We start from the raw sequence: 20,359 nt of genomic DNA on the forward strand, positions 1-20,359 counted from the left end.
AGTCGTCGGCGGCCTGTGTTTTCACAGCGCACAATCTTAACCGGGTCTTTTTTCCACGATGCCTGCAAAAATTCGCTTTTCACTGTTAACGCTGGCGCTGCTCGTTTCCGGGCAGGTTTTCTCACTTCCAGCACAGGCGACCACCACGCTGTCGCAAATGGCCCCCATTGCTCAGCCGCAAATCGCCTCAGGCAGTGCCCTGATCGTCGATCTGACGAGTGGCAAAACCTTATTCTCCAGTCACCCCGACCGGGTGCGGCCTATTGCCTCGATCACGAAACTGATGACGGCGATGGTGGTGCTGGATGCGCATCAGCCAATGAACGAGATGGTCACGGTTGATATCAGTCAGACGCCGGAGATGCGCGGGGTGTTTTCACGCGTGAAGCTGAACAGCCAGATCAGCCGCCGGAGCATGCTTATGCTGGCGCTGATGTCATCAGAAAACCGTGCGGCGGCCAGCCTGGCCCATGCTTATCCCGGCGGATACAATGCCTTTATTAAGGCGATGAATGCCAAGGCGCGCGCGCTCGGGATGAACCATACGCACTACGTGGAACCCACGGGGCTGTCGATCCAAAACGTTTCCAGCGCAGAGGATTTGGTGAAGCTGTTAAAAGCCACGCGCGAGTATCCTCTGATGGGCGAACTGAGTACCACCAAAGAAGAAACCGCCGTCTTTACGCACCCCAGCTATGCGTTGCCGTTCCGTAACACCAACCATTTAGTTTATAAAAATGGCTGGCACATTCAGCTGACCAAAACGGGCTATACCGATGAAGCGGGACACTGTCTGGTCATGCGCACCATGATTAAAAACCGGCCGGTCGCGCTGGTGGTACTGGACGCATTTGGTAAATATACTCATTTTGCCGATGCTAATCGTCTGCGTGACTGGCTGGAAACGGGCAAAGCTGCCCCGGTTCCGGCTGCTGCGCTGGCCTACAAAAAACAGAAAGCGGGTGAGGTTGCCAGCAACGCCGCCAGCGGTTCTACTGAAGAATAAAACCTCGCCGGGTCGTTGCTGGCGGCCCGGTCGATATTGATCGGTATTCCTATAGTTTCATGGCAGGCGACCACCTAAACTACCCGCAAATGGCGAGGGTGATTCGCCTGATTACTGTGCCGGAATCTCATTCATATGCTTACGTTACGATCGTTTATTGTTCTGATATTTTTAGCGTCGTTCACCCTTGCGCCTGCGTTAAGCGTTGCCGCGGATGATCCGGCTCAGGCGACCCCCGCGACGCAGCAGCCCGATGACAAGCCCAAGGTCAACGCGTCAGTCGATCTGCCCAAAATGCAGAAAATCCTCGACAAAATTAAGAGCCAGGTGTCCGTTGAAAGTGACGAGAACAAGCTCAGCCGACTTAATGAAATGGCGCTGGAGCTGTCAGGCAATACCGATACGCTTGCTCAGGCTTTGCAGCCCGATCGTCAGCAGCTCGAAGCTCAGCTGGCGGTGCTTGGTCCGGCACCCAAGCCGGAGAGTGGCGTAAAAGAGACGGCAGACGTCACGCGCAAACGCAGCGCGCTGGAAAGTCAGAAAAGTAAGCTCGACGATCAGATTAAGCAGGCGGAAGGCATTAAAAACAGTGCCTTGATGCTGTCATCGCAAATCGTCAACCTGCGTCGCGATCAGCTAAAAAACAAACTGGCGCTTAACTCCGGCAGCATTTTTGGGCCGCGTTTCTGGTCGCCGGTATTTAGCAGCCAGGATCTTGACGATGAAAAAATTGGCGACTTCTTAAGTGAGCTCAAGGCTACCGCTGCGCTGTCATGGGAATCGGGCTGGCGTCTTGGCACGATTGGCTGGTTGCTGGCCGCCGTGCTGGTGATGACGCTGGGACGCCGCTATGGTGAAGAGTTTTTAGCCTGGGTCAGCATCAACAAATTGCCGGAAGGACGCCTGCGCCGTAGCTTTTTAGCGACCGCCGTGGCCCTGACCAGCCTGGCGGCGGTGGTACTGACCTTTGCGTTTGTGTCCCAGGCCTTTACCCGCCGTGATGAAGTGTCCAGCGACGTGCAGGATTTTATCTACCGCCTGGTCGAATTAAGCGTTTATAGCGGTTTGATTGCCGGGCTGGGGCGTGCCTTCCTGTCCACGCGTCGTCCAAGCTGGCGTTTACCCACCATTTCCAATGAGGTGGCGCTGGCCCTGAAACCTTTCCCGCCGATCACCGCACTGTTGGTGTTTATTTTCCAGACGGTGGAGTCCTTTAACTACACCGCCGGCACCAGCCTGAATACCAGTATTTTTGCCAATGGCCTGACTGCCTTGCTCATCGGCAGCACGGCGCTGGCAATCAGCATGCGCACCAAGCGCGTACGTCGGCGTCTGGCGCAGGAAGGAACGCCGCCGGAAGCGCGTTCTACGCTGGTCGGGCTGATTCAGATGGCCCTGACGCTGACCTCCCTGACGATTCTGGGGTCGCTGGTGATTGGTTACGTCACGCTGGCGCGGTTTTTAAGCTACGAGCTGGTGTGGTGTGGCATTTTGTTTGGTTCGTTTTACATACTCAGTCACCTGATTAACGACGGTTGTGAAAGCCTGTTCTCAGTCAATAACACCACGGGCAAGCGCATTCAGGGCTCACTGAATATTGATGAGCGCCACCTGCAGCAGGTTGCCATCATTCTTGCGGCGATCGGCAAAACCTTCCTGATCTTGTTCGTGGCCCTGGCATTGCTGAACGGCACCTTTGCCTCCTCAACCCCGATTGAGCTGCTGCAAAAGGCGATTGAGTTTTGGGGCGGTAAGGGCCTTGAGTCGCTGAATATTGTCCCGGCGCACCTGGTTAACGCGCTGCTGTGCCTGATCGTCGGTATTTACATCCTGCGCTCGGTACGTCGCTGGCTTGATAACGACTTCCTGCCAAAGACCACGATGGACAGCGGCATGCGCATGTCATTGGTGACGCTGTTCAGCAACGTAGGCTATGTCCTGATTATTTTGCTGACGCTGTCAATCATGGGGCTACAGTGGAACAAACTGGCCTGGATCGTCAGTGCCCTGTCGGTAGGTATTGGTTTCGGTCTACAGGAAATCGTTAAAAACTTTATTTCCGGTCTGATTTTGCTGACCGAACGTCCGGTCAAAGTCGGGGATTTGGTGACGATCAGCGGGGTTGAGGGGGATATTCGCCGCATCAACGTGCGTGCCACCGAAATTCAGTTAGGGGATAAATCGACGGTGATCGTACCTAACTCGCAGTTCATCTCTCAAAACGTGCGTAACGCCACCATGGGCAATGCCCAGGGCGTAGTGACCATTACGCTCACGTTCCCGCTGGATATTGATCCGGTGCGGGTACGGGAGATCCTGCTGGAAGTGTATGAGGAAAACGAGCGCATCCTGGAGAACCCGGAACCCTCGGTGTCTTTCAAAGATCTTACGTCCCAGGGCATTGTGCTGAGCGTCACCGGCAACGTCGCCAGTCAGCGCCAGATCGCCGGGGCAAAGAGCGATCTGTTGTTCGATATTCTGACCCGTTTACGCAAAGAGGGCATTGTCCTGTCTACGCCGCAAACCATGATTATTGAGCGCCGCCAGCTGGTTGCTGCTGACGCGGCTTCTGACCTGACGCCAGACGAGCAGCCTCGCTAAATAAACGGGCGGCCGTTTTTGCCAGCCGCCCGTATTTCTCTGTGTCGATATGCTTTTTGCGCAATCAGGGCTGCTTTACCGCCCAGCCTTTCAGTTTACTGGTTTTACCAATTCCCGGATTAAAGCTGTTTGTCGGATCGAGCTTGCGATAAAACGAGGCCAGCTGCGGCTGGGCTTCATAAAGATGCCCGACGTTATGCTCTGCCGGATATTCCGCGCCGCGAGTATGCAAAATGGCCAACATCTTTTCTTTTAACGCATGCACGTCAACGCCTTTTTTCACAATGTAATCCTGATGGAAGACATGACAGAAGAAGTGCCCGTAATAGAGGCGATGGCTTAATGACTGGGTAATCTCATCAGGCAGGTTTTCAAACCACGCTTTATCGTTACGACGCAGAGCAATATCCAGCGCCAGAATATCTTCCACCTCATCAGCATGAACCGCGTGATAACGCACCGCCGCGCCTGCTGCGGCAAACCGATGCAGGAAGGCGTGCGCCCCTTCTTTGCCCTCACATTCGAAAAACTCGCCACCGCCCTCGCGAAAAAACTCACGCAGGTAGTCGCGTGCTTCCGCAATGCCGTCGCCCGACATTTTCAGCATCAAATGATGTTGGTATTTATCACGGTACTGTTTCATGCGCCTGGGAAGATGGGCAGGAAAGAGACGGCTGAGGCGTTGCAGCAGTCGATCGCTTAAATGGGGTTTGATAAACGATACTTTACTTAACCAGCCGTCAACCCGGCCTTTGAGCGTGAAAAACAGCGGCATCTTGTCGGTGCCGAGCTTATCAATCATCAGGAAGGTGTCTTTGCCATACACTTCGGCGATGTCGTAAATATCCCGATGCATATATTCAGCGGCGACGGGCAGGTTTTTAAAATTCGCCAGCATATGACAGCGCAGATCGCCCAGTACGCTGGCATCATTGGTGCCGATATAAAACACCTGCTGCTGGGGTTCGCGCGCAAAAGTATCCAGGCGCACCGCAAACACCGCCAGCTTACCTGCGCAGCCGGACGCCTCAAACAGGCGGCGGGCATCGGCGTTAAAGCGGGCGGGCGTATCGGCATGGACGTCGCGCACGCGTTCGGCATAGTCGTGGTCGGACGCATGGCGGCCGTCATGCAAAACGTCGTTCGGTTGCCAGCGGTCATCGTCCAGCCGTCCCAGAATTTCTTCCGGCGAGGTACCCAGATCGATACCGAGATGGTTGACTAACTTCAGCCGTCCCTGGGCATCAATTTGGGCAAACAACGCCATCTCACTGTACGCCGGGCCGCGCTTGATCAGCGAACCGCCGGAGTTGTTGCAGATGCCGCCCAGCACCGACGCGCCAATGCAGGATGATCCAATCACGGAATGCGGTTCACGGCCCAGCGGCGCAAGCATTTTTTCCAGCTGATACAGCGTACTGCCCGGAAAAGCCAGCACCTGTTTGCCCTTATCGATCAGCTGTAGCTTATCCAGCCTCAGAGTACTGATAATCACCAGCGGGCGGTCGTAGTCGTTCCCCTGCGGCGTCGATCCTTCAGTCAGGCCGGTATTGGCTGCCTGCATCAGAATAATGGCATCCGCATTAACCAGCGTTTGCAGTACGCGCCACAGTTCCAGCAGCGTCGCAGGAAAGACCACGGCCAGAGCATCTCCGTCACCAGAACGGAAGCCTTTGCGATAGCGGGCGGTGTGAGCAGCCTCGGTAAGTAGGTTACCAGAGCCGACCAGGCGGCGGAGATCGGCGATCAGGGCAGAAGGTGTCATCATGGGCAATTCCCTTGTCTTATGCATGCGTCATTACTGTAGCACGTGAGTTGAATTGGGCGCAGTGTGATAGCGGCAGGCTACATGCTATGCTCTGAAGATGGCATCCTGCATTTAGTCGATATTGCGCAGTTACTTAAGAGAACCCAACCTGATGAAATGGATTTGCTCTGTTAGCCTCGCTGTTTCCCTTGCTATGCAACCTGCATTTGCCGGGGAGCCCACCGCTCACCATCCCATGACTGAAAAGGCGCGTGATGCCTACGTGAACAACCTGCTGAAAAAAATGACCCTGGACGAGAAAATCGGCCAGCTACGGTTAATCAGCGTGGGGCCGGATACGCCAAAAGAAGCCGTGCGTGAGATGATCCATAAAGGTCAGGTTGGCGCCATTTTTAATACCGTAACGCGTCAGGATATTCGCGCGATGCAGGATCAGGTCATGCAGCTGAGTCGCCTGAAAATCCCTCTGTTTTTTGCTTATGACGTGGTACACGGGCAGCGAACGATTTTCCCTATCCCGCTGGCACTGGCATCAAGCTGGGATCTCGACGCCGTGCACGATGTGGGCCGTATCTCCGCCTATGAAGCGGCGGACGATGGGTTAAACATGACCTGGGCACCGATGGTTGACGTCAGCCGGGAACCACGCTGGGGCCGGGTTTCAGAAGGCTTCGGTGAGGATACCTATTTAACCTCTGCCATGGGACGCACCATGGTGCAGGCGATGCAGGGCAAAAGCCCTGCGGACCGCTACAACATCATGACCAGCGTGAAACACTTTGCGCTCTACGGCGCGGTGGAAGGCGGACGGGATTACAACACCGTGGATATGAGCCCGCAGCGCATGTTCCAGGATTACCTGCCGCCGTATAAAGCCTCGCTGGATGCCGGCAGCGGCGGCGTGATGGTCGCGCTGAATTCAATTAATGGCGTGCCCGCCACGGCCGACAGCTGGCTGCTAAAAGATCTGCTGCGTCATGAATGGAAATTCAAAGGGATCACCATCAGCGACCACGGTGCAATCAAAGAGTTGATCAAGCATGGTGTGGCCAGCGATCCGCAGGACGCGGTACGTATCGCCATTAAATCTGGCGTCGATATGAGTATGAGCGATGAATACTACAGCCAGTATTTGCCCGACTTAGTGAAGCGTGGCGTCGTCAGCAAAGCCGAAATCGATGATGCGGCACGGCACGTATTAAACGTGAAATACGATATGGGATTATTTAACGATCCCTACAGTCACCTTGGCCCGAAAGAGAGCGATCCGCAGGACACTAACGCGGAAAGCCGTTTACACCGTGCTGAAGCCCGTGACGTGGCGCGCAAAAGTATGGTGCTGCTGAAAAACCGCCTTGATACCTTACCGCTGAAGAAATCCGGCACCATTGCCTTAATCGGACCGCTTGCCGACAGCCAGCGTGACGTGATGGGAAGCTGGTCGGCGGCGGGCGTCGCCAAACAGTCAGTTTCGCTGCTGCAGGGCATGCAAAACGCGACGGAAGGCAAAGCCACGTTGCTGTATGCCAAAGGTGCCAATGTGTCAGATAACAAAGGCATTCAGGACTTCCTCAACATGTATGAACCGGCCGTAGCCGTCGATCCGCGTTCGCCGCAGGCCATGATTGATGAGGCCGTCGAAAAGGCGAAGCAGGCTGATGTGATCGTGGCGGCGGTAGGGGAAGCGCAGGGCATGGCGCACGAGGCGTCCAGCCGCAGTAATCTGATGATCCCACCTTCGCAACAGAAGCTGTTAGCCGCATTGAAAGCCACAGGCAAGCCACTGGTGATTGTGCTGATGAATGGTCGCCCATTGACGCTGGTTGATGAAGACAGAATGGCCGATGCCATGCTGGAAACCTGGTTCAGCGGCACGGAAGGGGGCAATGCTATCGCGGATGTGCTGTTTGGCGATTACAACCCGTCGGGTAAACTGCCGATGTCCTTCCCCCGTTCAGTGGGGCAGATTCCGATCTATTACAACCATTTACCAACCGGTCGTCCTTACAACTTTGCCAAGCCGAACAAGTACACATCACACTATTATGATGCGGAAAACGGCCCGCTTTATCCGTTTGGTTATGGTCTGAGCTACACCACGTTCACCGTATCGCCGGTCACGCTGTCATCCGAAACGATGGCGCACAACGGCAGCATTGATGCCAGCGTCACCGTGACTAACAGCGGAAAAGTGGATGGTGCAACCGTAGTTCAGCTTTACCTGAACGATCCGGTTGCCAGCATCAGCCGTCCGGTAAAAGAGTTGCACGGCTTTAAACGCATTATGCTGAAAGCGGGTGAATCCCAGCAGGTCACCTTCAAGATTGACGTTGATGCGCTCAAGTTCTGGAATCAGCAGATGAAGCAGGTTGCCGAGCCGGGCAAATTCAACGTGATGATTGGTCTGGACTCTGTCCGTACGCAAAACACCCAGTTTACCTACCAGTAATCCTCAGCACGGCCAGCCTCCCTGGCCTTGCAGGTGTAAGAACCGTTTCCCCTTCGGGGAGCGGTTCTTACCCCTCTGCTTCTCATCCTGCCTGAACACATCCACTTTGAGAGTTTTACCCTTGCCTGTCATAGCGACAGACGTGATCCTGCTCTAACCTCGGGGAAAATGGATTCCTCAAGTATTGTCGAGGCGCTATGACGTATCAATCACTGATTGCTGAAGTCCACAATCAGCAGCGCACCCTGACGGCCATTGTCGAACAGGATGCGCGTACTGCTTATTTCTATATCTGGCCCACCGATCTGTTTCGTAGCCAGTTTGCGGTGCGTGGCTGCTGGTTACGTAACCTGCTACCTGCCCCTGTCGAGGAAGATCATCAGGCCATGGAGCAGGGCATTGCCCCTCTGCTGAGTGCGGAATACTGCCGTAATCTGGACGCTGAACCGCCACTGGATGCGGCGGGCCTGCAAATACTCTGGGAACCGGGCGATGCGGGTGCGGCACTGTGGTACTACGGGCAACTGCTGGCGGTGATCCCAGGCTGGAGCCTGTATCAGGATAAACAGGTCAGCTTTTCAGCGGGCTGTATCAAAAAGAACCGCCTTACCGCACCGCTCGGCTCTGCCTCCACCAATCATTACTATGCGCTTGCCGAACAGCAGCGCCAGTTCTGGCGTGAATGGCACGACGGAAGTGAATGGGACAAGGTGCAACAGGATTTACTGGCCTGCTATCAGGCGCAGTTTGGTGAGTCGGTAAAATACTATGCTATCGATCAGGGTAACTGGCCGCCCATGGCCCTGTCTCAGCACTATCACCAGGGCATCTGGTATTTCCTGACGCTGGGTATGAGCATTCGTCCCATGCCGCAGGTCGATTTTCTGTTTGATGAGCTGGCGCCACAGTATCGCCGCGCAGAGCTGGCGATGGCGGTCGATGGCGAGGTGATGACAGAAAGCAATGCGGTACAGATGGCCAGTGCACTGGCGGAATTTGTGCATCTGCCCTGGGCGCGACTGACCTGGCTGGGTGAGGGACATACGCTGGCGTCCGAGGTGGCACCGGTGGGGTTTGAAAGTTACCTGTTAGCGAACGAACTGGCCCCGGAAAGTGCCCAGTTTTCGTTGCCGCGGCGCGAGGGTGACCGGCCAACGCTGCTGTGGGCCACGCCTGTCACCGAAGCGGAACGCCAGTTTGCCCAGAGCGAAGCCCAGGGCGGGCAGCACCTGCGTGAGCGGCTATCCGCCAGCGGGAATACGCATATATTCCGCCCGCGCGAGCAGGTCGTGAAGACAGAATAATCACCGCAGACAGGGCGGTGATACCGCCTGGCTTAAAAAAAAGTTACTGACCTGGCGTAATTAAATTTCTTTATTGTTAAATGACTTGTTAAATTTGTGATCTGGTCTACTCAAGTTCCCCTTTGCCGTGCCGTTAACCCCGATCAGGCAATAGCGCCACGAAAGGTCCAGGGGAACAATGATGTTAAAGACCACGCAATCCCGCTTCACAGCAACACTCATCGGCTTTTTTGTTGCGCTAGTGTTAATCACTGTTTGGGTGATCAACCAGTTTGTCGCACCGCAACTGGTCGACAATGAAAGCCGCCTGATTCGCTATCAGGTGGATTCCCTGGCAACGGGCATTGTTGAGCAAATGAACCGTGTGCAGGCACAGCAACGTGCCATCACTGAGGCCGCGTCGGTGATCGACAGCGCCGCCATCGACACCTTATTACCAGCATTGGTCAACCAGTATCAGGACAGTAACGTCTTCGGCGGCGGGATCTGGCCTTTACCCAACCGTCGGGAGGCGGGTAAAGAGAAAGACAGCAGCTTTTTTGCACGCGATACCAGTAACAAGCTGCAGGTTAATACCTACTGGAACTCTGATGCAGCCGACAAATACTGGGAGCAGCCCTGGTATAAAGACGGTATGGCGGCACCAAAAGGGCAATGCGCCTGGGCTAAAGCCTATCAGGACGCCGCCAGCCCACAGCCGCGTACCAACTGCGCCATGGCAATCTACCGCGACGGCTCCGTCTGGGGCGTTTCAACCATCGACGTTACGCTGGGTTTCTTCAACCAACTGGCTAAAAAAATGGGCGAGGCGATTCATGGAGACGTACTGATCGTTGAGGCCGACGGCAAAGTCGTGGGAAATGCGGCGCTGGTTAACGGCACGCCAAAACTCGAAAACCTGAGCGACCTGCAAAACCCCATGGCTGCACCACTCAAAGCGCTGCTTGCCAGTGCAGGCACGCAGTCAACGGAATCCACTTACAGCGGCAATGACGGCGAGCAAACGCTGTTTCTGCAGGCCATTCCGGGCAGCCCGTGGTATCTGGCCAGTAGCGTATCGTCCAGCCTGCTGAAAGCCCAGTCTCACAATATGCTGATGCGCCTGGGTCTGGTGCAGATCCCACTGGCCATTATTCTGTTGCTGGTGCTGTTGGGTTTTATGCGCGCAATGATGAAGCGTTTGAGCATGCTCAACCAAAATATCGAAGCCTTGTCGACCGGCGGTGCCGATTTAACCCAGCGCCTGCCAGCCAGTAACAGCCCGGAGTTTAACGCGGTAGCGCAGAGCTTTAACCATTTTATCAGTTACCTACAGGGGTTAATGCAGCAGGTGGGCAGCAGCGCGCTGGCCATATCCGCAGCATCGCGTGAAATTGCCAGCGGCAACACCAACCTTTCGTCACGAACGGAAGATCAGGCCAGTTCGATTGTTGAAACGGCGGCCTCAATGGAGCAGCTGACCGGCACCGTCCGCCAGAACGCCGACAATGCTACCCATGCTAACCAGCTGGCCGGTGAGGCTTCGAAGGTTGCGGCGCGCGGAACGGAGGTTGTCCGTCAGGTGGTAACGACCATGGGCGAGATTCACCACTCTTCGCGTAAGGTGGTCGATATCATCAGCGTCATCGACAGCATCGCCTTCCAGACCAATATCCTGGCCCTGAACGCCGCTGTTGAAGCGGCACGTGCTGGCGAACAAGGCCGGGGTTTTGCCGTGGTCGCATCGGAAGTGCGCAACCTGGCGCAGCGCTCAGCCAACTCGGCCCGCGAAATTAAAAAACTGATTGAAGAGTCAGTCGCTAATATCGATGCAGGCAGTCAACTGGTTGAACAGGCAGGCCAGACCATGGACGAACTGGTGCAGGGCGTAAGCAGCGTGACAACGCTGATGAGCGAGATCATGGCCGCCAGCCGTGAGCAGAGCATGGGCATCGAGCAGGTTAACGTCGCGATCACTCAGCTTGATGGGACCACTCAGCAGAACGCCGTGTTAGTGGAAGAGGTGTCTTCTGCCGCTCAGGCGATGGAAGCGCAGAGTCTTCAACTGGAACAGGTCGTACAGAGTTTCAAACTGTAATCGACAGTCAGGCCAGCCTCCGCTGGCCTGACGTTTTCTGCCGTCAGGGCCGTCCTCTGACAGATTTGTGCATAAACAGCACAATTTTATCCCCTCAACCCCTCCGATCTTGTGCCAGAATAATGAGGAATAAACTCAAGGAATCCTCATGTCTGCTATTGAAGTTATCCTCGTCGACCATCTTGATCGTCCCACCGGCAAAATGGAAAAGCTGGAAGTGCATGAAAAAGGATTACTGCATCGCGCGGTAACGGTGTACGTTTTTAACGCCCGGCAAGAGCTACTGCTTCAGCGTCGCGCCAGTGATAAATATCACTGCGGCGGATTGTGGAGTAATACCTGCTGTGGACATCCTTATCCTCATGAATCCACCAAAGATGCGGCCGAACGCCGCCTGCGTGAAGAAATGGGGATGACGCTGTCGCTTTCCCCCATCTTTGAGCTGAGCTATAACCTGCCGCTCAGTAACGGGCTGACAGAGCATGAGTACGGTCATGTGTTTTTCGCGGTCAGCGACGATCTGCCACAGCTTAATCCGCAAGAGGCGGACGCATTTGATTATCGCTCGATGCAGGACATTGCACAGCAAATGCAGCAGCAGCCGCAGCAGTTTACGCCCTGGTTCCTCCATACGTTTCCCCGTATTCCTGCCTATCTCGACCGTTTCAACTTCCCGGCCTAACCTGCGCACCCTGACCAGTGCGGTCAGGGCTTAGCGGCATCGGATTTCAGGACAAAACAGGTCGCGCAATGCGATTGCCAGGCTACGCTTTTATTGCAGCGAATAAAATATTGCAGCGAATAAAATGGTGGGCGCGCCTGTTACGGTATTCACACGGCCAACCGCTACTCCAGGTGAATGATTTAATAAGGAAAGTAACATGGCAAACATGCGCGGTTTGGTCGGCATCAGCGTTTTACTGCTTAGTCTGGGGATGGCGCACGCTGCCGATCCGGTACGGGTGGGCTCCAAGATTGATACGGAAGGTTCCCTGCTGGGCAATGTCATTCTGCTGGTGCTGGAGAAGCACGGCGTCAAAACCGTCAATAAAATCCAGCTCGGTGCCACTCAGGTGGTGCGGGGGGCAATTACCGCAGGAGAGCTGGATATCTATCCGGAATACACCGGCAACGGCGCCTTCTTTTTTAACGACGAAAAAGACAGTGCCTGGAAAAATGCCCGGGAAGGCTATGAAAAAGTCAAAAAACTGGATGCCGAGAAAAACCATCTGGTGTGGCTGACGCCCGCACCGGCTAACAACACCTGGACCATCGCGGTGCGCAATGATGTAGCCGAGAAAAACCAGCTTAACTCCCTGGACGATCTCAGCGCCTATTTAAAAAAAGGCGGCTCCTTTAAGCTGGCGGCTTCTGCGGAATTTATCGAACGCGGCGATGCACTGCCCGCATTCGAAAAAGCCTATGGCTTTACGCTTAAGCAGGATCAGTTGCTGTCGCTGGCGGGAGGCGATACCGCCGTCACTATTGGCGCCGCCGCGCAGCAAACCTCCGGCGTCAACGCCGCCATGGCTTACGGTACCGATGGCCCGGTTGCCGCGCTGGGTCTGAAAACCCTGAGCGATCCTAAAGGCGTTCAGCCCATTTATGCTCCCACACCGGTCGTGCGTGAAGCGGTCCTCAAGGCTTACCCCCAAATGGACGCGTGGCTAAAGCCCGTTTTCAGCGCGCTGGATGAAAAAACATTGCAGCAGTTGAACGCCAAAATCGCAGTCGAGGGCCAGGATGCCAACAGCGTGGCGAAAGCGTGGTTAGTTCAGAACAAGCTGCTGTAGCCAATGTTGCTGTCGAGGGAGGTGCTAAACCGGTCAAAGCGACAGCCGGTGGCCCTGGTGCTGGTTCTGTTACTGAGCCTGATGCTGAGCTGCCTGCCGTTTGTCAGTTTTGCCGCCAATCGTCTGGTGGCAGGGCAGCCGCTGATGTTCTGGCAAACGGCGCATGGCATGGTGATTCTGCCCCTGCTGGCTTTGCTGTGGTTGCTGGTGTGGGCCAGACCAACGCGTGTCCGTTTTGCGCTGCAGTTAATGAGCGCAGCCCTGCTGCTGGCCGCGATGATCTGGCTCAGCGGCGATCAGGCCAGGATACTGGCCGAACAGGGCAGCCAGTTAGCGCGCACCCGTTTTGCAAGCGGCATGTGGTGCGCCAGTGCCGTCACGTTGTTGCTGATCACGGATACCGCACGGGCGTTAACCCGTCATAAAGTGTGGCAGCTGTTACTGAATCTCCTGGTATGGCTTCTTCCCCTCTGGCTGCTGTTCAGCGGCCAGCTGGCCCATCTTTCCTTACTGAAAGAGTATGCCAATCGCCAGGCGGTGTTTGATGCGGCCTTACTGCGTCATCTGACGCTATTAGCCGCGACCGTGCTGCCTGCTTTGCTGATCGCCTTCCCGCTGGGGAGTGCACTTTACCGCTATCCTGGCTGGCAAAGCAGCGTATTCGGCGTGCTGAATGTGGTTCAGACGGTGCCCTCCGTGGCGCTGTTTGGTTTATTAATCGCCCCGCTGGCGGGGCTGGCAAAACGCTTTCCATGGACAGGCACGTGGGGAATCAGCGGCATTGGCATGGCGCCCGCGCTGATTGCGCTGGTGCTGTATGCGCTGTTGCCGCTGGTACGCAGCGTAGTCACCGGACTGCAACAGGTGCCGCCGGAGGTGCGCGAAAGTGCGCGCGGCATGGGGCTGACTGGCAGACAACAGTTTTTCGCGGTGGATGTGCCGCTGGCCCTGCCGGTATGGCTGGCAGGTGTGCGAGTGGTGGTGGTGCAGACGCTGGGCATGGCGGTGGTGGCAGCCCTTATCGGTGCCGGCGGATTCGGCGCGATTATCTTCCAGGGGCTGCTGAGCAACGCGCTGGATTTAGTGCTGCTGGGCGTGATACCGGTTATCGCGATGGCGGTGACGCTGGATGCGTTATTTCGACTGTTGATTTCCCTGCTGGAGAGAAAAGATGATTCAGTTTGATAACGTCACCACGTTTTTTGCCGGTAAAGCCGCGGTGAAAAACCTGTCGCTGACCGTCGAACAGGGCACCTTTAGCGTGCTGTTGGGCACCTCAGGCTCCGGTAAGTCGACCACACTGAAAATGATTAACCGCCTGGTGGAGTATGACCAGGGAGACATCCGTTTTGCGGGCCAGTCGATTCGCCAACTGGATGCGCAGGCATTGCGCCGTCGTATGGGCTATGCCATTCAGTCGATTGGTCTGTTTCCACACTGGACGATTGAAAAGAATATTGCCACCGTGCCCGCTTTGCTGGGCTGGTCAAAAGCACGGCGGCGTGAACGCATTGCCGAGCTGATCGCACTACTGAATTTAGATCCTGCCTTACTCAGCCGCTATCCGCATCAGCTTTCAGGTGGACAGCAGCAGCGCGTTGGTGTCGCGCGGGCGCTGGCGGCCGATCCGGAGGTGCTACTGATGGATGAGCCTTTTGGCGCACTGGACCCGGTGACGCGCAGTGCGCTGCAACAGGAGATGCTGCGCATTCACCATCTCTCAGGGTGCACTATCGTGCTGGTCACGCATGACATCGATGAGGCCCTGATCCTGGCCGATAACATCGTGCTTATGCACGACGGTGAGATTGTACAGCAGGGCAAACCGATAGAACTGCTGACCCAGCCAGGCAATGACTTTGTGCGTGATTTTCTGGGGCGCAGTGAAATGGGGCTGCGGCGGCTGGCGCTTGGGCAAGTGGGAAGTGCGGTGCGCCGTGGGGAATGGCTGGAGGCCGAGCCGGTCACCGCTGAACTGACGCTACGTGAGGCGCTATCGCAATTTATCAGCCGCGGCACGGATAAACTGCCGGTGGTGGATGCGCATCAGCAACCCTTGGGCGTTCTCTACTTTAGCGACCTGCTTCATCACTCAGAGGGCCAGTGATGCGACGGTTAGCCGATCCTCTGCTGTGGCTGGTGCTGCTCTATCTGGGGTTGCTGGCGGCAATGCCTTACAGCGGCCCGCTGTTTGCCGCCTGGTTTCCCGATCTTGCCCGTCCGCTCTATCAGCAGGACAGCTTCTGGCAGCTCACCCTGGCGCACCTGTTTCTTGTGGTGACCGCCAGCCTGATGGCCATTATGCTCGGCGTGGGAAGTGGCGTACTGGTGACTCGCCATGCGGGGCGGGCTTTCCGGCCGCTGCTGGAAACCCTTGCCGCTGCCGGACAGACGATCCCGCCGGTCGCGGTGCTGGCGATTGCCGTGCCCGTCATGGGGTTTGGCGCATGGCCTGCTATTGTGGCATTGCTGCTTTATGGGTTACTGCCGATTTTGCAGGGAACCTTAGCGGGACTTGATGGTGTCCCAGCCAGCAGCCGTGAGATCGCGGTCGGTGTGGGCATGAGCAGTTGGCAGCGTTTGTGGCAGGTGGAACTTGCGCTGGCGGCGCCGGTGATTATTGCGGGGATACGCAACGCCGTCATTATCAACATTGGCACGGCCGCGATTGCCTCCACGGTCGGGGCAAAAAGCCTGGGCTCGCCCATCATCATCGGTTTAAGTGGTTTTAATACGGCCTACGTAATTCAGGGAGCGTTGCTGGTGGCGCTGCTGGCCATCGTTAGCGATCGGCTTTTTGAGCGGCTCCAGCGCCGTTTTAGCGTGAATGAACGATAAGTGAATAGCCAACCAGCATAAGTCCACTGGTGCCGCCGATAGCCATAATGGCGAACAGCGTGGCAAAAAAGGTTTTTTTCCAGTTCATAAATAACCTGAGGGTGATGACGTCGAGGCGGGGATGATAGCGCGCGCAAGGCAGCCGTCATAGTGCCGAGCGTGCGTTTTTGTCTCAGTGTACGTCGTGCAAACGCACAGAGAATCCCTGTTCCTGCCAGTGTGCCAACTGTTCCTGCTGGCGGCGCGTCAGTCTTTTACCCGTAAAAACAAACATATTCAGCCCCGGGAACAGCTCCGGACGGGGAACGTCGAGGGGTTCTGCGAGCACATCAATGCGCCAGCCATGCTGGGATAAACGCCAGCCTTCCAGCCAGATGCGCGTACGATCTTCAATGCCCCAGCCAATAATCAGCGCTTCCTGACCGGCTTTTTTACGATTGCAAGCCAGACAAAACGCCACATAGTCGATCAAAATGCCATCCAGCAGGCTGCACATGGTGCGTGCGGTATTTTGATCAAGACTGAGCTTCTGCCTTATGGGCATAAAAACATGATCGATTAGGGCATCGACCGCATATTCGCGACCAATTAAGGCGATTTTATTGCGTAGCTTAGCCGGCCTTACATGGCGCAGTATGCTGATGAGTTCGTCCTGCATGGCCGTCCAGCCATCATGGGCGTCAACATCTCCACCTTCCAGTAGCGCTTTGACTTTGCCCACTGGTACTCCACTTTCAATCCAGCGCATAATTTCCTGAATACGCTGAACATCTTCTTCATCGAACTGTCGATGACCGCCTTCGGTGCGTTGTGGCTTCAAGAGCCCATAACGTCGTTGCCAGGCGCGTAAGGTAACCGGGTTTATGCCACAGCGCTCGGCGACATCGCCGATACTGTATACGGTCATATTTACCTCTTTCACTGACCTGAGTGAGACCACCATAACGAAGCCTGTTAAGTTGTACAACCAATTTTTAGGTGTACAACTTGACGGCTGCGCTTAAATGTTGTTCTATCTCAATTATGAGATTTTATTTTCATAAGTGAGATAAGAATGTCTTTTGATAATACGGAACAGCGGTTAGCGGCTCGCCTGGCAGAATTGCGTCTCAAACAGGGCTGGTCACTGGATGAACTCTCTACCGCCACGGGCATTAGCCGGCCAACATTATCGCGTATCGAGCGCGGGGAAACCAGCCCAACGGCCGCACTGCTTAACCGGTTGTGCGTTGCCTATAGCCTGACGATGTCGCGCCTGCTGAGCGAAGTCGAAGAGGGCAGCGATCTGCTGATCCCCCGTGAACATCAGCCGGTATGGAACGATGAAGCGACAGGATTTAGCCGCCGCAACGTTTCACCGCCCGCCCATAATTTTCGCTGTGAACTTATAGAAGGCACGCTGCGGCCCGGCGCGCGCATCGAATATGATGCCCCACCGCTGCAAGGCATGGAGCAACATATCTGGATGCGTCAGGGGCAACTGACCATAACGATGGGTGCCCAGAGCTGGTTACTGGGGCCGGGCGACAGCCTGCGCTTCCATCTGACCGACGCGTCTGCTTTTCAGGCGCATCTTACCGAAGGTGCTCGCTACTTACTGGTGGTGTGTAAATCATGATGACATATCAGCAACTCAGTGCCGGTGAAGCACTGCAGGTCTTACCCGAACTGGTGCAGGTTTTACAGGCCTGTGTCGCCGACGGGGCCAGCGTGGGTTTTATCGATCCTGACGACACTGCGGCCATGCAGCTTTTCTGGCAGAGACAGCTTGATGGGCTGGAAAAAGGCCAAAGTGAATTGCTGGTCGCCCGCCAGCATGACCGCGTCGTGGCGACCGTTATGATCAACTACAGCGCCATGCCCAATGGGGGCCATCGGGCCGAAGTCAGCAAGCTGCTGGTGCACCCACAGGCGCGACGGCAGGGGATTGCGCGCAGGCTAATGCAGCAGGCCGAACAACGGGCACGCCAGCAGGGGAAAAATTTACTGGTACTGGATACGCGAACGGGCGATGTCGCCAGCGATCTTTATCGTGCCCTGCACTGGCAGGTCGCGGGGTCGATTCCATCCTATGCACAGTCCATTCATGGCGAACTGGACGCGACAACGGTGATGTTTAAGCTGCTGCAATAAAAGCCTGCGCGCGGAACGGGTGCGTCAGCCTCATGCAGTCTGAAGCCCTGGGCAACGCTCACCGGCGGTGTGCAACCAGGCATTTAGCCAACAACATGCGCGGTCGTTTCGGAAGCCAGCACGAAAAAACAGACCTGAAAGCTGACGGCACTGCGATACTGTGTAAAAATACAGGCCATTTAGTAAAGCGGTAATCTTAACATGGCCCTGACAGCAGCATTAAAAAGCCAGATAGCACAGTGGTATAAAGCGCTGCAGCAACAGGTGCCAGACTTTATTACTCGCCCGGCCCAGCGGCAGATGATCGCGGAGGTCGCGAAATGCCTGTCGGGTGATGACGGCCGCCATCTGGCAGTAGAAGCGCCAACGGGCGTGGGCAAAACCCTTTCGTATCTTATTCCCGGCATCGCCGTCAGCCGCGCAGAAGAGAAGCGGCTGGTGATCAGCACGGCAAACGTGGCGTTGCAGGATCAAATCTTCAGCAAAGATCTGCCGCTGCTCAAGAAAATCATTCCGGATTTAACCTTTACTGCGGCCTTTGGGCGCGGGCGCTATGTCTGCCCGCGCAATCTGGCTGCGCTGGTGGCAGACGATAATCAGCAGGCCGACCTGCTTTTCTACCTGGATGATGAGGCGATCAGCAGCACCAAAGAAGAACAGATCCAGTGCGGACGGCTGCAAAAGTCACTGGACCGCTACCAGTGGGACGGCCTGCGCGATCACAGCGAGGAAAACGTCAGTGACAGCCTGTGGCAACGTCTGTCCACTGACAAAGCCAGCTGTCTTGGCGTGCACTGCCGCTGGTATCGCGAATGCCCGTTCTTCATTGCGCGTCGGGAAGTCGAGCAGGTCGATGTGGTGGTCGCCAACCACGCGCTGGTGATGGCGGCCATGGAAAACGAGTCGGTGCTACCCCCGGCCAAAAACCTGATGCTGGTCCTGGATGAAGGGCACCATCTGCCGGAAGTGGCGCGTGATGCGCTGGAGATGAGCGCAGATATCACGCCGGGCTGGACCAGCCTGCAGCTTGATCTGTTTGTGAAGCTGGTGGAGGCGATAATGAGCCAGATGCGGCCTAAATCGCCACCACCGCTGGCCAACCCCGAACGTCTTAAAGCCCATTGCGATGAACTCCGCGAACTGTTAGCCACCATCGGTGAGGCGTTAAACCCGTTACTCCCGCCGCACAATCAACCGGGCGAATTTCGCTTTGTCCTGGGCGCATTACCTGACGAGCTGCTGGCGCTGTGTGCGCGGCTGTTCAAGCTGAGCGACGGACTACGCGGGCTGAGTGAAGGGCTGATTAACGCCCTGAGTGAACAAACCGGGAGCGTCGATCTGGTGCGTTTACACCGCAATTTATTACAGCTTAATCGCCACTTTGGCTGGTTTGAGTCCATCAGCAAACTGTGGCGGCTGGCCGCCATGGAAAAAGCCTCTGGTGCGCCAGTTTCAAAATGGATTACCCGGGAACTGCGTGACGGTCAGGCACATCTGTTGTTCCACTGCGCGGGGATTCGCGTCTGCGATCAGCTGGAAAAAATGCTCTGGCGTAAAATCCCCCACGTCGTCGTGACCTCCGCCACGCTGCGCTCATTAAACAGCTTTAGCCGTCTGCAGGAGATGTCCGGGCTAAATGAAAAGGCGGGCGACCGTTTTGTGGCGCTGGAGTCGCCGTTTAGCCATGTCGATCAAGGCAAGCTGGTGATCCCGCAGATGCGCTACGAACCTCTGATGGCAAATGAAGCGGAACATATCGCGGAAATGGCGGCTTTTTTTCGCCAGCAAATGCAGGCTGAAAAGCATAAAGGAGTGCTGGTGCTGTTTGCCAGCGGACGCGCCATGCAGCAGTTTGTCGAGGCGCTACCGGAATTCCGTCTGACGATGCTGGTACAGGGCGATCAGCCGCGCAGTCGCCTGATAGCCCTGCACCGTAAACGGGTAGAACAGGGCGATACCAGCATCTTGATCGGCCTGCAGTCGTTTGCAGAAGGGCTGGATTTAAAAGGCGAGCTGCTTAGCCAGGTCCATATTCATAAAATTGCTTTTCCACCCATAGACAGTCCGGTAATTTTAACCGAGGGTGAATGGCTGAAGAGCCTAAAGCGTTATCCGTTTGAGGTGCAAAGTTTACCCAGCGCCTCTTTTACGTTGATTCAGCAGGTAGGACGTTTGATCCGCAGCCATCAGTGTTTCGGTGAGATCGTTATTTACGATCGCCGCCTGTTGAGTAAAGCTTACGGGAGCCGACTGTTAGCGGCGCTGCCGGTGTTTTCGATTGAGCAGCCGGTAACGCCCGAACCCGAGGCCATAAGCACCAAACCCCATACCGGCACGCGTAAACCGCGTGCGAAGCGGCGTTAAGTCGTTGCCACTGACCGGAAATGCGT

15 protein-coding genes are annotated in these 20,359 nt (G+C 55.9%); 13 read left to right on the forward strand and 2 right to left on the reverse strand.

Going from position 1 to position 20,359, the window contains the following annotated elements:
* Window positions 1-58 precede the first annotated feature (58 nt).
* Both pbpG and NR177_RS05125 read left to right on the forward strand, forming a co-directional pair.
* Entirely contained in the window at window positions 59-1,006 is a 948-nt protein-coding gene (gene pbpG / locus NR177_RS05120) for a D-alanyl-D-alanine endopeptidase (RefSeq protein ID WP_063878854.1), read from the forward strand.
* Between the two features lie 135 nt (window positions 1,007-1,141).
* Window positions 1,142-3,607, forward strand: coding sequence for a DUF3772 domain-containing protein (locus NR177_RS05125; RefSeq protein WP_256852411.1), 2,466 nt, complete (start codon window positions 1,142-1,144; stop codon window positions 3,605-3,607).
* Between the two features lie 64 nt (window positions 3,608-3,671).
* On the opposite strand, the gene dld is transcribed toward NR177_RS05125, so the two are convergent.
* Window positions 3,672-5,375, reverse strand: a complete 1,704-nt coding sequence (gene dld, locus NR177_RS05130; protein WP_096012165.1) for a D-lactate dehydrogenase — start codon at window positions 5,373-5,375, stop codon at window positions 3,672-3,674.
* Window positions 5,376-5,526: 151 nt separating this feature from the next.
* Between dld and bglX the strand changes: the two genes are divergently transcribed.
* The 8 genes from bglX (at window position 5,527) to NR177_RS05170 (ending at window position 15,836) form a co-directional block, all read left to right on the forward strand.
* A complete protein-coding gene (gene bglX / locus NR177_RS05135; RefSeq protein ID WP_256852412.1) occupies window positions 5,527-7,824 on the forward strand; it encodes a beta-glucosidase BglX in 2,298 nt (765 codons plus the stop codon).
* 197 nt (window positions 7,825-8,021) lie between these two features.
* Complete coding sequence (locus NR177_RS05140) at window positions 8,022-9,128, forward strand: suppressor of fused domain protein (RefSeq protein WP_096012167.1); 1,107 nt, start codon at window positions 8,022-8,024, stop codon at window positions 9,126-9,128.
* 181 nt (window positions 9,129-9,309) lie between these two features.
* Window positions 9,310-11,205, forward strand: a complete 1,896-nt coding sequence (locus NR177_RS05145; protein WP_063878859.1) for a methyl-accepting chemotaxis protein — start codon at window positions 9,310-9,312, stop codon at window positions 11,203-11,205.
* Between the two features lie 148 nt (window positions 11,206-11,353).
* On the forward strand, window positions 11,354-11,887 hold the full coding sequence (gene idi / locus NR177_RS05150; protein WP_256852413.1) for an isopentenyl-diphosphate Delta-isomerase: 534 nt from the start codon (window positions 11,354-11,356) through the stop codon (window positions 11,885-11,887).
* Window positions 11,888-12,095: 208 nt separating this feature from the next.
* Entirely contained in the window at window positions 12,096-12,998 is a 903-nt protein-coding gene (locus tag NR177_RS05155; protein ID WP_256852525.1) for an ABC transporter substrate-binding protein, read from the forward strand.
* Window positions 12,999-13,001: 3 nt separating this feature from the next.
* Entirely contained in the window at window positions 13,002-14,183 is a 1,182-nt protein-coding gene (locus tag NR177_RS05160) for an ABC transporter permease (RefSeq protein WP_256852414.1), read from the forward strand.
* Window positions 14,170-15,105, forward strand: coding sequence for an ABC transporter ATP-binding protein (locus tag NR177_RS05165; RefSeq protein WP_063878863.1), 936 nt, complete (start codon window positions 14,170-14,172; stop codon window positions 15,103-15,105). Before NR177_RS05160 ends, NR177_RS05165 begins: the two co-directional genes overlap by 14 nt.
* Window positions 15,105-15,836, forward strand: a complete 732-nt coding sequence (locus NR177_RS05170) for an ABC transporter permease (protein WP_096012171.1) — start codon at window positions 15,105-15,107, stop codon at window positions 15,834-15,836. Before NR177_RS05165 ends, NR177_RS05170 begins: the two co-directional genes overlap by 1 nt.
* A gap of 172 nt (window positions 15,837-16,008) precedes the next feature.
* Here NR177_RS05170 and NR177_RS05180 read toward each other — a convergent pair whose 3' ends face one another.
* Entirely contained in the window at window positions 16,009-16,743 is a 735-nt protein-coding gene (locus NR177_RS05180) for a MerR family transcriptional regulator (protein WP_063881135.1), read from the reverse strand.
* A 147-nt stretch (window positions 16,744-16,890) separates the two neighbouring features.
* Here NR177_RS05180 and NR177_RS05185 point away from each other — a divergent pair, with 147 nt between their 5' ends.
* From NR177_RS05185 to dinG, 3 genes are all read left to right on the forward strand, one after another.
* Window positions 16,891-17,454, forward strand: coding sequence for a helix-turn-helix domain-containing protein (locus tag NR177_RS05185; RefSeq protein WP_256852415.1), 564 nt, complete (start codon window positions 16,891-16,893; stop codon window positions 17,452-17,454).
* Entirely contained in the window at window positions 17,451-17,969 is a 519-nt protein-coding gene (locus NR177_RS05190; RefSeq protein ID WP_256852416.1) for a GNAT family N-acetyltransferase, read from the forward strand. Before NR177_RS05185 ends, NR177_RS05190 begins: the two co-directional genes overlap by 4 nt.
* A 201-nt stretch (window positions 17,970-18,170) precedes the next feature.
* On the forward strand, window positions 18,171-20,333 hold the full coding sequence (gene dinG, locus NR177_RS05195; protein WP_256852417.1) for an ATP-dependent DNA helicase DinG: 2,163 nt from the start codon (window positions 18,171-18,173) through the stop codon (window positions 20,331-20,333).
* The last annotated feature ends 26 nt before the right edge of the window (window positions 20,334-20,359 follow it).

This window comes from Pantoea sp. Fr+CA_20 (assembly GCF_024520835.1).
GTDB classification, from domain to species: Bacteria; Pseudomonadota; Gammaproteobacteria; order Enterobacterales; family Enterobacteriaceae; genus Pantoea; species Pantoea allii.